Below are 12,110 nucleotides of genomic sequence, written 5' to 3' on the forward strand. Positions count from 1 at the left end.
CGGGGAATGGGCTCTACGGCAGGAAGCTCGCTCGCTCCCGTCCCTCGGGATACGGCAACACGTAGGTCACGGGAATTCGCCCTGGCCCGGCCACGCGGCGCTGGCGGCGGCCGACCACCATCCCGATGAGACCGGCGATCAACGCGGCGGCGATCGCCGGGAGGCCCTTGCGCAGCATCGGCAGCGCGATCGTGCGCACGACGTCGAGGTCGTCCTGGGCGAGCGCGGCCGATCCCGTCACGCCGCTGCCCGAACCCCCCGCCGACGGTTCCGGACCGGAGACAGAGGGGCTGTCGTCGCCGCCACCGATCATGACCTCGAGACGACGGACGAACTCATCGACCATCGTGTTGCTGACCTCGGCGAGCAGGCTGCGGCCGAACTGGGCGGCCCGGCCCGAGACATTCAGCTCGGTGGCGACGTCGACGAGCGTGCCGCCCTCCGCCGGCTTGAGCTCGGCAGTGATCAGAGCGTTTGCCGAACCGCTGCCTTTCTGCTCACGGCCGCGGGCGTCGATCACGGCTCGATGGGCGACGTCATCGCGCTCACGAAAGCTGGCTGTGCCTTGATACTCGAGGCAGGCAGCGAAGCCGATACCTGCGAGACGGCCTTGCGCGCGCAGGTCGTCGCGTTCAGCCAGCAGCGACGTGAGGTCCGAGATCTCGATGGCCTTGTCGAGCACGCCCGGGTAATCGCCCGAGTCGTACTCAGTGCCGCTGGGGATCCGGTACGGGAACTCGTCGGGTCCGATGAAGTTCCGGCGCCTCAACTCCAGCCGATCCACGCCCAGATCCCGGGCGACGGCGTCGACCGCAGCCTCGATCGCGTAATTGGTCGGCGACTGGCCGAAGCCTCGAACCGCGACCTGTCCGGTCTTGTTGGTCGTGACCGCGGTGGCGTTGTATGCCGCGCTCGGTATCCGATACGGGCCGACGATCGCGCCGATCGGCTTCGCGAGCTGCAGTGGCGAGCGGCCCGGGTAGGCCCCCTCGTCGTCCAGCACGTCGATGCGGATCGTGGTGAACTCGCCGTCGGCGGTGTACCAGAGCTCGACCTCGAACAACCGGTCCGGGCCGTGGAAGTCACCGCCGTGCATGTTCTCGCTGCGGTCCTCGATCAGTTTGACCGGTACGCCGAGCCGGCGGGCCAGGAATCCGGCGAGGACGCCGTGTTTGATGCCTCGCTTGACGCCATAGCTGCCGCCGACGTCGACGTCGAAGTGGACACGCACACTGTTGCTGGGTATCCGCAGCGCCTCGGCCACCTGGTCGGGGAATTGCGGCATCTGGATCGAGGCCCAGACATCGAGCACATCCCGGTGCTGGTCCCACTGCGCGACGGCGCCGAAGGTCTCCAGCGGCACGGTCGAGTTGCGGTTCCAGCGCGTCGTCACGGTGGTGGAGCGACCAGCACGGGCGCGGTCCGCATCGACATCGCCCCAGACGAAACGACGCTGCGCCATGACATTGGTGCCATGCGAGGGATGCACGAGTGGAGCCTCGTCTTGCGCCGCATGCTCGGGGTCCATGACGAACGGCAGAGGTTCGTAGTCGACCACGACCACTTCGGCGCCGTCCTCCGCGATGGCGCGGGAGTCGGCCACCACGGCGGCGATCCACTCGCCCGCGTACCGCGTCGACTCGACAGCCAGCGGGCGCCATTGGACCTCGGGAACATCGAGATACTGCCGCAACGGGTTCGTCTCGGCCGCCAGCTCGGCGCCCGTCACCACCGCGACGACGCCGGGGATCTTCAGGGCCTCCTCGGTGTCGATCGACACGATCCGGGCATGGGGATGCGGACTGGTCACCAGGCCGACCTGCAGCGTGCCCGGCGGCGTGATGTCGGCGACGTAGCATCCGCTGCCGGTGACGAATCGTCGGTCCTCGCGGATACGGCCGGGCTGTGACAGGTATCGATGACCGGGTTCGTCATGCACCCCGGAGGCCACACTCTCCTGAGTGACCGTCATGTCGGGCGCTTGCTCATCGATCGTCGTCATGACGTGCTCACCTTGTCCTCCTCCGCGATACCGGCGACGACAGTGGCCACGGCCTCGCGGATCTGCACATAGCCGGTGCAGCGGCAGATATTGCCGCCGATGGCCTCATCGATGTCCTCGGTGCTGGGGGTGGGATTGCTGTCGATCAAGGCCTGCACGGCCAGGACCATGCCCGGCGTGCAGAAGCCGCACTGCAGCGCGTGGGTCTCACAGAACGCATCTTGGACGGCATTGAGCTCGCCCCGCGGACCGGACAGTCCCTCGATCGTCGTGACCGACTGCCCCTCGGCCTGCGCGGCGAGCATGATGCACGAGCGAATCGGCGTGCCGTTGAGCAATACCGTGCAGGCCCCGCAGACACCGTGCTCACAGCCCAGGTGGGTACCGGTGAGACCCAGCTGGTCACGCAGGAAGTCCGCCAAGCTGGTGCGCGCAGATGTCGCGCAGTTCCGCCACTCCCCGTTGACCTCGAGGCCGACATACTGATCCGTGGTCATCCTCTACTCCTTCGCGGCGGCAGCATCGAGCTGCTCGCAGAATGCATGGACTTCGGCGGCGAAATCGCCGGGATTGTCGGCATTGGACAGGTGACCGGCGTCGGGCAGCACCACCAGATCGGCTCGCGCTAGACCGGCGACGATCTCCTCCGAAAGCGGTCTCGGGGTCTTCTGATCGCGATCTCCCCACACGACGCGAGCCGGGGCGGCGATCCTGCCGAGGAGGTCGCGGATGTCGATCCCGAAACACGCCTCGACGGCAGCGATGTAGCTGTCCCTGTCCATCTGCGCGATCGCGCGACGCACGGCCTCGGCGTCGGGCGGATACGGTTCGCGGAACGTGTCCGCGAGGTACCGATCGGCGACTGCCGGCATCGACAGAGTCCTGGCCTGCTCGACCGAGCTCGCGATCTTCGCGACAGCCACATCGGCATCGAGACCGACAAAGCTGTCGGCCACGACCATGCCTCGTACGCGCTCGGGACGGTGTGCGGCGAGAACGATCGCCTGTATGCCGCCCAGCGAGACTCCCACCACCGTGCACCGGTCCGCGTCCGCGTCATCCAGGATCGCCACGAGATCCTCGGTCCACGACGTCACCGACTGCTCCGTGGCTGCTTCGGACGATCCGTGGCCCCGCGTATCGGGCAGGATCAGCCGATACTGCTCCTGCAGCAAGGCGCGGCATCGCCCCCACATGCCACGGTCGGCGCCGAGGCTGTGCAACAGGAGCAGCGTGGGCAGGGCGGGGTCGCCGGCGACCTCGTACCCGAGCATCGTGCCGTCGGGTGACCGAGCAAATCGGTCGGTCATGCGCTCGACGCCTTCGCCGACGGGGTGCCCACTACGGTGTCACCGCCGCCCGGGTCCATCGCCCGCAGCACCCGCTGCCGCAACGCGTCGACGTCCTCCTGAGTGGCATCTGGATCGAGGTGGACATCGTCGGCAAGATGTCCGGGCGGACGCATCACCAGAACACGGTTGCCCAGCGAGAGCGCCTCGGCGATGTTGTGGGTGATGACGACCCCCGTCTTGTTGCCGGCGCGGACCAACTCCACGAACTCCGCGCGCAACGCCTTCGCTGTGATCTCGTCCAGCGCCGAGAAGGACTCGTCGCACAGGATCAGCTCGGGGTCGACCGCGAAGGCCCGTGCGAGCGACACACGCTGACGCTGGCCGCCCGAAAGCTGGTGCGGGTAGGAATTCTCGCGGCCGGCCAGTCCGAGCCGTTCGAGCCAGTCGCGGGCCACCGGTTCCCAGCGCTCCTTCTCGATGCCGGCGAACTTCATCCCCACGCAGACGTTCTGCAACGCGGTACGCCAGGGCAGCAGTCGGGCGTCCTGGAAGACGACGGCGACCTTGCGACGGAACCAGTCGAATTCGGTATAGGGGTCGTGCCCCTGCACCTGGACGGTCCCTCGCGTCGGCGCGAACAGACCGAGGGTCAGGTTGAACATCGTGGACTTGCCGCAACCGGTGACACCGACGACGGAGACCAGCTCGCCACGGCTGATCGTGAAGTCCAGGTTCTCGACCGCACGATGACCCGGGAATGTCTTCTCGACGCGGTCGAACTCGATGATGGCGTCGTTCTCTGGAGCGTAGGTGGTCATGGTCATCCCTTCGTCGTGACGGGCTCTTCGGCCGAGGGGGCGGAGAGCTTGGCGGCCGGCGCCTGTGGAATGGCGCGATAGCGCAGCACATAGGACTCGACGGCGTCGATGGCCGCTTGCAGGATCAGCATGCAGACGGCCAGGAGAAGGGTCCATGAGACGACTGCGGCCATATCGAAGAGCTGCTGAGCGGTCAGGAGCTGCGAACCGACTCCGACGGTGGCGCCGACCAGCTCCGCGATCAGCACCATGCGAATGCCGAGTCCGAGGTTCACCTTCCAGGCGGTGAACAGTCCCGGCGTGATGGACGGCAGGGTCACCTCGCGGAAGAGCGCCCAGCGCGTCGGGCGGAATGACCGCGCCATATCGCGCAGCTCCGCCGGAATGGCGCGATAGGAGTCGTAGGTCTGCAGGGCGAAGCCGGGCAGCGTCACCAGCAGCATGACGAACCAGACACGCAGCTCGACATTGGAGAACCAGATGACGGCGATGATGACCCAGGACAGCGAAGGGATCCCCTGCACGAATCGGACGATCGGCAGCAGGTAGCCCGCCGCGAGAGCGTTCGCGCCGGTAAGCAGACCGATGGCGACGCCGACGATGAACGAGCACACGAGGCCGAAACCGACGCGTGCCAGCGTCGTGAACAGGTTCTCCAGGCCTTCGGCGCTCGTCACGGTCGCCCACAGATGCTCGGCGACGTCGAGAATGGGCGGGACGTTATAGCCAGAGACCAGGGTGGCCGCGATCTGCCAGACCACCAGGAAGAGGACGAGCAGGATCGCGATCTTGGGATCCGCGAGCCGCTGCCACACGGGCTTGCGGGTCACGGGAGCCAGCCCCTCGTCGGGCTTCGTCGCCTCCGGGATGGCCATCAGGACTCCCCTCCAACGGTGGTCAGCTGCGTCGAGAAGTACCGCCGGTCCCCCAGGGCACGCGAGATGTCGGCGGCCGTCGCGAGCGTCATGTCACGCAGAGCGTCCATACGGTCCGGGCTCATGCGGTGGTCGGGCATGCACAGACCGACCGAGGCGACCACACGGCCGGTGTGATCCCGGATGGGAGCAGCGATGCCGCTGACATCGTCGCGGTAGCTGCATTGGTTGATGCCGTAGCCGCGTTCACGCACGTCGGTGAGCATCTCGCCGAGCTCGGCGGGATCGGTGATGGAACGGTCGGTGTACGCGGGCAGAGGCTCCGAGAGGACCCGGTCGATCTCGTCGTGATCACTGTAGGCCAGCAGGACGCGGCCGGTGGCAACGCAGGTGGCCGGACAGCGACGTCCGACATACGACTTGGCGACGACCTGTTGCGGGCTTTCCAGGCGGTCGATGTAGATGACATCGCCGTGTTCGTACACCCCCAGATGCACGGTCTCGCGCGACTGCTCGTTGAGCGCCTTCAGGTACGGCGCGGTGACCGCGCGCAGGTCCAGATTCTGTGCCCAGAGGCTTCCCAGCTCGAAGCATCGCACCCCCGCCGAGTACCGCCCTGTGGACGCATCTTGGCTCACGTAGCCGCGCGCTTGCAGTGAGGCGAGGATCCGGTGCGTGGTGGCCTTCGGGGACGCCACCTGTTCCGACAGCTCTGTCAGCGCCGTCGGGGCTCCTGATCGGGCCAGAGCTTCCAGGATGTCGAGTGTGCGAGTGACCAACAACACTGGTTCGGAACTATGTTTCATGTCACACAGTGAACTGGAACACAGTTTCAAAGTCAAGCCTTCGGCGTCGACCTGCCCTAGAAGAGGTGGCCTTGAGTCGCTCGTACGGCTCGGAATGGCAGCAAAAAAGACAGCACCACCAGGACGGACCTGGTGGTGCTGTCAGAAGCGGGTGAGGACCCCGCCATGTCAGGCGACTCGAACGAGCTATCCGCAGACGGCGCCGTCGGCTGCCGAGGAGACGAGCTTCGCGTACTTGGCGAGCACGCCCGTGGTGTACCGCGGCGGGTTGGGCTCCCAGCCCTGCTGGCGACGCTCGAACTCGTCGGCGTCGATCTCGACCTCGAGCGTGCGATTGGCCATGTCGAGCTCGACGATGTCGCCATCGCGGACGAACGCGATCGGACCACCGTCGACCGCCTCGGGCGCCACGTGGCCGACACACAGGCCGGTGGTGCCGCCGGAGAAGCGTCCATCGGTCAGCAGCAGCACGTCCTTGCCGAGGCCGGCGCCCTTGATGGCACCCGTGATCGCGAGCATCTCACGCATGCCGGGACCGCCCTTGGGACCCTCGTAGCGGATGACGACCACGTCGCCCGCCACGATCGTGCCGTCCTCCAGCGCATCCATGGCCGCGCGCTCGCCGTCGAAGACGCGGGCGGTGCCACGGAAGACATCGGAGTCGAAGCCGGCGCTCTTGACGACCGCGCCCTCGGGGGCCAGCGAGCCCTTGAGCACCGTGATGCCGCCGGTGCGGTGGATGGGCTCGGAGAGCGGGCGGATGACGCTGCCGTCGACCTTGCCATCGAGGCCGAGGTCGCTGAGGTTCTCGGCCATCGTCTTGCCGGTGACCGTGAGGGTGTCGCCGTTCATCAGGCCCGCGTCCAGCAGCGCCTTCATGACGACCGGGATACCGCCCTTCTGATCGACGTCGTACATGACGTACTTGCCGAAGGGCTTGAGATCGCCGAGATGCGGGACCTTGTCGCCGATGCGGTTGAAGTCCTCGAGCGTGAGGTCGACCTCGGCCTCACGCGCGATCGCCAGCAGGTGCAGCACGGCATTGGTGGAGCCACCGAGGGCCATGACGATGGCGATGGCGTTCTCAAAGGCCTCGCGGGTCATGATCTGGCGAGCCGTGATGCCCTTGCGGAGCAGCTCCACGACGGCCTTGCCGGACTCCTGTGCGAAGCCGTCGCGGCGGCGGTCGATCGCCGGCGGCGCGGCCGAACCCGGCAGGCTCATGCCGAGCGCCTCGGCGACCGAGGCCATCGTATTGGCGGTGTACATGCCGCCACAGGCACCCTCGCCGGGGCAGATGTTGCGCTCGATCTTGTCCAGCTGCTCGCGGGAGATCAGACCCTTCATACAGGCGCCGACACCCTCGAAACCGTCGATCAGCGTGACATCCTCGCCGTCGACCTTGCCCGGCATGATCGACCCGGCGTAGAGGAAGACACTCGCGAGATCGAGACGGGCAGCGGCCATCAACATGCCCGGCAGACTCTTGTCGCAGCCGGCCAGCAGCACCGATCCGTCGAGCCGCTCGGCCATCATCACGGTCTCGACCGAGTCGGCGATGACCTCGCGACTCACGAGCGAGAAGTGCATACCCTCGTGGCCCATCGAGATGCCGTCGGAGACGCTGATCGTGCCGAACTCGAGCGGGTAGCCGCCGCCGGCGTGCACGCCCTCCTTGGACGCCTTCGCGAGGCGGTCGAGCGACAGATTGCAGGGGGTGATCTCATTCCAGCTCGACGCCACGCCGATCTGCGGCTTGACCCAGTCGTCGTCGCCCATCCCTACCGCGCGGAGCATGCCGCGCGAGGCGGTCGCCTCGATACCGTCGGTAACCGTCCGGCTACGGGGCTTGATGTCGATCTGGTCCGCGGGAGTGGAGTCGGAAGAGGTCATGGGAAAAGCGTACGACTCGCCTCCGGCAGAACGGCGCGGGGTTATCGCGGAGTCAGAAGAACGGGACGGTCGCGAAGGCGAGCGCCCAGCTGACGAAGCTGCCGACCAGCACGTACTCGGCACGTGTGCCGTCGCCCGGGTCGCGCGAGATCTCGGGGAACCGCAGCACCCCTTTGGCCGCCATGACGGCGGCGACGGCCGCGTATTGCCCCGCGAGCGCCATCGCGAAGATGAACACGCGCTCGATCGGGCCGAGGATTCGACCGCCCTGGAGCTCGCGCTCCTCGTCCAGGACCGCGGGCCCGGCCCGGCGCAGCACCGCTCGTACGACCACATTGGCCGATTGCAGCAGGAAGAGCACGACGCCCAGCCCCAGCACCGCGGTGTCGAGGTCCAGGGTCTCGATCGCCGGTATCTCCAGATCGGCGTACCAGGAACCGATGGGTGCCTCCGTGCGCGGTACGTGCTGTCCGAAGAGGAGGGCGACAGCGAGTCCCGCGGCCAGGGCCAGAGGGCCCCAGACACCCTGGCGACGTTGGGACGTGAGCCAGAGCATGACGATGGCCATCGCGGGGAGCAGCGTCCAGATGCCGGACCGCTCCAGGCCGAGCATCGCACCACCGAGCACGTAGACGGCCAAAGCCATGAGGAAAGGAAGCTCCACGGTCCGCAACCGGCCTCCGGCGGGCCGGCGGACGAGATCGGCCGCACCCACGGAGGCCAGGAGCAGGGCGACGACGATCACGGCCGGCCCCAGGCGTCCTTGAGGGCGAGCGCTCCACTGCGACGCAGGCTCTGCGACACGGCCGACTGGGTGATGCCCTCCTGCTCGGCCAGCTCCTCCTGCGTGTGGCCACGCAGGAGCCCGAGCACCAACCGGCGCTGCCGTTCGTCGAGGTCGCTCACGATGTGATCGCGACAGACGGCGTAGGCGTTCACGAACTCCCCCTTCTCGTATCCGTCGGCCGCCCACACACGTGTGCGCAGGCCCCGGATGCGGCGCTCCTGACGCTCGACATCCTCGAGCGCCTCGCGGGCGGCCCACCAGGCCGAGCCGTCCTGGATCAGACCATAGGCGCCGGGTCCGACGATCTCGACGTCACCGACGCCGATCCCGGCGCGACAGTCGGCCGGATGGGGCAGACTCAGCCGAAGGATCATCGCCGCGTCCAGCGCGGTCGCGACATCGGGATAGACCGCCTGGAGCTCGTCGCCTATCGTGGGCTCGAGAGCTTGCACCGCCCCGGGCACCAGCTCGGCCGTGACGGCACACGCCTGCAGCACGGCGCGGTGCAGGGCACCGCGATCGTCCCAGGCGCGGGACTCGACGAGATCGCCGATGATTGCAACAGCCATATGCTGATAATGCCATAGAATCAGCTATCCGCTTCTTTTTGACGCATATCAGCGTTACCGTGTCGACCATGATCGTCGCGCTGGCCTCTGCCCACCCCTACGACACCATCGATGCCGACCTGCCGCTACTCGTCGATGCGCTCTCCCAGCATGGCGTGGAGACGGTGATCCGCTACTGGGACGATCCCCAGGCCCGCTGGGACGATGTCGCCGTCACGCTGGTGCGCTCGTGCTGGAACTACATCGAACGACGGGAGGCGTTCCTGGCCTGGGCCGAACGGATTCCGCACCTGCAGAATACTGCCGACATCCTGCGGTGGAACACCGACAAGACGTATCTGCGCGATCTGGCCGATGCCGGCATCGACGTAGTGCCGACGCACTGGGATGTCCGCACCACGGAGGAGCTGCCCGCAGCCTTGGAATGGGTGGTGAAGCCATCGGTCTCAGCGGGCTCCGCCGACACGGCGCGGTGGGCGATGCCCGATGATGCCGTCGCCCACAGTCGTGCCTTGCAGGATGCGGGCCGGACCGCCATGGTCCAGCCCTACATCGCGTCGGTCGACGCTCAGGGCGAGACCGCGATGATCTATATCGAAGGCAGGTTCTCGCACGCGATCGTCAAGGGGCCGCGCCTGACCCAGGACTCCGCCGCCGGCACAGAGCCGACACGTGCGGAGAGCGTCGTGGCGACGACACCGGAGCCCGCGCACCACGACGCCGCCGAGCGCGTCCTCGGCATCTGTCGGGATCGCGGTCTCGACCCGTTGTACGCGCGGATCGACCTCGTCGAGGACGCATCGGGCCGCCAACTGCTTCTCGAGCTCGAGCTGACCGAACCATCGCTCTTCCTGCCGCATGCCGGCGGCGCCGCCGACCGTCTCGCCGACGCCGTTCTCCGTCGGGTGGCCGGGTGACGCGCGACGGTCAGTCCGCGCTCTTCTCCACGCGCGGCCAGCCTCCGGGATGCTGGCGCATCCAGCGCTCGGCCGCTGCGTACCCCGCCTCGTAGAGCGACTGCTGCTGAACAGCGGTGAGGTCGAAGTCGGTCCAGCGCACTCCCTTGGGCTTGGCGAAGATGCTCCGATCGGCGTCGACCGGGTCGCTCACGTGTCGTACCTGCGTGGAGTCGACGGTGGTGAAGACCAGGTTCGTGAGCAGCGACAACGGTCCGGTCACCGGCTTGGCCTTCGCCCGCTCCCCCGCCGGTGAGCTGAGCCGGACGCCGATCGTCGGCCAGCGGCTCGGACGGCCGTCGGTACGGTCGAAGGCATCGATGGGGTAGCTGCGCAGCAGCGATCCATCGGCGAGCGTGACCGTGCCGAAACGCGACTTGACCCGCACGGGCTCGAAGAGGAAGGGGATGGCCGATGAGGCGCGCACCGCTCGCGCCACCGGATAGGAGTCGGCGCTTCGTCCGTAGCGCGGAAGGTCCCAGGGCAGGTACATCACGCGCTGACGTGAGAGATCGCTGGCGGTGACGACCAACCGGTAGGCGCGCTCCGGCGGAAGACAGGACTCGGGATCGTCCAGCCGCAGATCGCCGAAGGAGCGCACCCCCAGGTCGCCGAGCACTCCGGCGAGCCACTGCTGCAGGTACGCGCCGCGGTGCGCCCCGAGATGGAACAGCACACCCCAGGCGTTCGCGGCATTGGGCCACCAGGCCAGTCCTCGGCCGATCGCCCGTCGGTCGAGCATCGCGCGATAGTTCACCGTGCGCATGACATCGTCGACCCGACTCATCGACTCGCCGCGCTGCTGCATCGCGACGATGATCGCGCCCACCACCGCCCCCGCCGATGACCCGGCGACCCGGGCGAAGCGGTACTCGTGGTCGGAGAGCGCAACGGCCGCCCCCACCAGAGCGATGCCCTTGACCCCGCCTCCCTCGAGCACCAGATCGGTGACACGTTCGCTCGCCATGGGGACAACCTACGTCGCTCGCGCCGATGCGACAGCGCATGGCCAGATCCGCGAGTGGTCAAGATTGCACCACTTGGCGGACCACCCCGTTCCCAGAAGTCCACTCCGGGCTGTAAACCAGGACTACACTCAGGGCCGTGATCTCTCACGAGACCCTGCGCTATGTCGACATCGACAGCCAGGACGGGACCCGGATCCGAGCGTGGACCAATGATGTCGCCGGCCCCTCGGTGCTGCTCTCGAACGGCCTGGGCACCAATCCCTTCGCCTGGCCGGGACTGTTGCGCGAGGACTGCGGGGTCCACGTGGTGTCATGGAATCACCGCGGCACGGGCGGAGGCGGACGCGTCGCCAAGCGCCGGGTGAATCTGGACGCCTTCGTCGAGGACGCCGTGGCGACCCTGGACGCTTTCGGCCTCGAACGAGCCCCGGTGCTGGCCTGGTCGGCCGGGGTGACCGTCGCCTTCGAGCTCGCCCGGCGCTTCCCCGATCGGGTCGAGGGCATCTACGCGATCGCCGGCGTTCCCGGCGACACCTTCTCGACCACCCTCGCGCCGCTGCGCGTGCCGCCTTTCATCGCCCGTCGCATGGTGGTGGCCTTGAGCCACACCGCCCGCCGATTCGGGCCGCTCGTCGAGCCGCTGACCCGCGACCTGCCTGTCGTGCCCCTGGCCTCACGGGTTCTGCGCCGGACCCGACTCATCGATCCCGCCGCGGACCTGGAGGAGCTTCAGGCGCTCCTGCACGAGTTCCGCACGACCCATCCGCGCTGGTACGCCCATCTGGCCCTGAGCGTGAAGGACCACCAACGCATCTCGCTCTCGGCGATCGACTATCCGGTGCGGTTCCTCGCCGGCCGACGCGATCTGCTGGTCGGCGCGCGCTACGTCAAGACGGCCGCGGACCGGATCGCGCACGCCGCCTACGACGAGATCAACGCGACGCACTTCATCGGTGTGGAGTTCCCCGACTACGTCACCGAGTCCCTGCACGACTTCCTCGCCGATCTCAGGCGAGGGTGACCGACGGAGGATGTGCATCTGTGGTCGCTATGACTGCCGCGGAAACACATCCTTCGTCCGCCCCTGACGCACGATGTGATTCTGTGGTCGCTGGGGCAACCACAGAATCACATCGTGCGTCGG

At 67.6% G+C, this 12,110-nt stretch carries 12 protein-coding genes; 2 read left to right on the forward strand and 10 right to left on the reverse strand.

Annotated features, from left to right (window positions below):
* Positions 1 to 13: 13 nt before the first annotated feature.
* From FNM00_RS03480 to FNM00_RS03520, 9 genes are all read right to left on the reverse strand, one after another.
* Entirely contained in the window at positions 14 to 2,002 is a 1,989-nt protein-coding gene (locus FNM00_RS03480) for a molybdopterin cofactor-binding domain-containing protein (RefSeq protein WP_143911623.1), read from the reverse strand.
* Complete coding sequence (locus FNM00_RS03485) at positions 1,999 to 2,499, reverse strand: (2Fe-2S)-binding protein (protein ID WP_143911624.1); 501 nt, start codon at positions 2,497 to 2,499, stop codon at positions 1,999 to 2,001. Before FNM00_RS03485 ends, FNM00_RS03480 begins: the two co-directional genes overlap by 4 nt.
* Positions 2,500 to 2,502: 3 nt before the next feature.
* The gene (locus FNM00_RS03490; protein WP_143911625.1) at positions 2,503 to 3,312 is read right to left on the reverse strand and encodes an alpha/beta fold hydrolase; all 810 of its coding nucleotides are present in this window, start codon (positions 3,310 to 3,312) and stop codon (positions 2,503 to 2,505) included.
* A complete protein-coding gene (locus FNM00_RS03495) occupies positions 3,309 to 4,112 on the reverse strand; it encodes an ABC transporter ATP-binding protein (RefSeq protein WP_143911626.1) in 804 nt (267 codons plus the stop codon). The genes FNM00_RS03490 and FNM00_RS03495 overlap by 4 nt, the downstream gene beginning before the upstream one ends.
* A 2-nt stretch (positions 4,113 to 4,114) precedes the next feature.
* Entirely contained in the window at positions 4,115 to 4,987 is an 873-nt protein-coding gene (locus tag FNM00_RS03500) for an ABC transporter permease (RefSeq protein ID WP_143911627.1), read from the reverse strand.
* The gene (locus FNM00_RS03505; RefSeq protein ID WP_143911628.1) at positions 4,987 to 5,793 is read right to left on the reverse strand and encodes an IclR family transcriptional regulator; all 807 of its coding nucleotides are present in this window, start codon (positions 5,791 to 5,793) and stop codon (positions 4,987 to 4,989) included. Before FNM00_RS03505 ends, FNM00_RS03500 begins: the two co-directional genes overlap by 1 nt.
* A gap of 186 nt (positions 5,794 to 5,979) precedes the next feature.
* Complete coding sequence (ilvD, locus tag FNM00_RS03510) at positions 5,980 to 7,686, reverse strand: dihydroxy-acid dehydratase (RefSeq protein WP_143911629.1); 1,707 nt, start codon at positions 7,684 to 7,686, stop codon at positions 5,980 to 5,982.
* Positions 7,687 to 7,738: 52 nt separating this feature from the next.
* Complete coding sequence (locus FNM00_RS03515) at positions 7,739 to 8,431, reverse strand: hypothetical protein (protein ID WP_143911630.1); 693 nt, start codon at positions 8,429 to 8,431, stop codon at positions 7,739 to 7,741.
* Positions 8,428 to 9,042 carry a SatD family protein gene (locus FNM00_RS03520; RefSeq protein ID WP_143911631.1) on the reverse strand — a complete coding sequence of 205 codons (615 nt, stop codon included), beginning with the start codon at positions 9,040 to 9,042 and terminating at the stop codon, positions 8,428 to 8,430. The genes FNM00_RS03515 and FNM00_RS03520 overlap by 4 nt, the downstream gene beginning before the upstream one ends.
* Before the next feature lie 68 nt (positions 9,043 to 9,110).
* Here FNM00_RS03520 and FNM00_RS03525 point away from each other — a divergent pair, with 68 nt between their 5' ends.
* On the forward strand, positions 9,111 to 9,959 hold the full coding sequence (locus tag FNM00_RS03525; RefSeq protein ID WP_143911632.1) for an ATP-grasp domain-containing protein: 849 nt from the start codon (positions 9,111 to 9,113) through the stop codon (positions 9,957 to 9,959).
* A 10-nt stretch (positions 9,960 to 9,969) separates the two neighbouring features.
* Here the strand turns inward: FNM00_RS03525 and FNM00_RS03530 are convergent, their stop codons facing one another.
* The gene (locus tag FNM00_RS03530) at positions 9,970 to 10,965 is read right to left on the reverse strand and encodes a patatin-like phospholipase family protein (protein WP_143911633.1); all 996 of its coding nucleotides are present in this window, start codon (positions 10,963 to 10,965) and stop codon (positions 9,970 to 9,972) included.
* A gap of 137 nt (positions 10,966 to 11,102) precedes the next feature.
* Between FNM00_RS03530 and FNM00_RS03535 the strand changes: the two genes are divergently transcribed.
* A complete protein-coding gene (locus FNM00_RS03535; RefSeq protein ID WP_143911634.1) occupies positions 11,103 to 11,987 on the forward strand; it encodes an alpha/beta fold hydrolase in 885 nt (294 codons plus the stop codon).
* Positions 11,988 to 12,110 lie beyond the last annotated feature (123 nt).

Origin of the sequence: Aeromicrobium piscarium (assembly GCF_007421815.1) — a bacterium.
GTDB lineage: Bacteria > Actinomycetota > Actinomycetes > Propionibacteriales > Nocardioidaceae > Aeromicrobium > Aeromicrobium piscarium.

What these genes read in the sequence shown, in the direction of transcription:
- FNM00_RS03480 (WP_143911623.1), bottom strand. Translation starts at nt 2,002, where the DNA reads ATGACGACGATCGATGAGCAAGCGCCCGACATGACGGTCACTCAGGAG.
- FNM00_RS03485 (WP_143911624.1), bottom strand. Translation starts at nt 2,499, where the DNA reads ATGACCACGGATCAGTATGTCGGCCTCGAGGTCAACGGGGAGTGGCGG.
- FNM00_RS03490 (WP_143911625.1), bottom strand. Translation starts at nt 3,312, where the DNA reads ATGACCGACCGATTTGCTCGGTCACCCGACGGCACGATGCTCGGGTAC.
- FNM00_RS03495 (WP_143911626.1), bottom strand. Translation starts at nt 4,112, where the DNA reads ATGACCACCTACGCTCCAGAGAACGACGCCATCATCGAGTTCGACCGC.
- FNM00_RS03500 (WP_143911627.1), bottom strand. Translation starts at nt 4,987, where the DNA reads ATGGCCATCCCGGAGGCGACGAAGCCCGACGAGGGGCTGGCTCCCGTG.
- FNM00_RS03505 (WP_143911628.1), bottom strand. Translation starts at nt 5,793, where the DNA reads ATGAAACATAGTTCCGAACCAGTGTTGTTGGTCACTCGCACACTCGAC.
- ilvD (WP_143911629.1), bottom strand. Translation starts at nt 7,686, where the DNA reads ATGACCTCTTCCGACTCCACTCCCGCGGACCAGATCGACATCAAGCCC.
- FNM00_RS03520 (WP_143911631.1), bottom strand. Translation starts at nt 9,042, where the DNA reads ATGGCTGTTGCAATCATCGGCGATCTCGTCGAGTCCCGCGCCTGGGAC.
- FNM00_RS03525 (WP_143911632.1), top strand. Translation starts at nt 9,111, where the DNA reads ATGATCGTCGCGCTGGCCTCTGCCCACCCCTACGACACCATCGATGCC.
- FNM00_RS03530 (WP_143911633.1), bottom strand. Translation starts at nt 10,965, where the DNA reads ATGGCGAGCGAACGTGTCACCGATCTGGTGCTCGAGGGAGGCGGGGTC.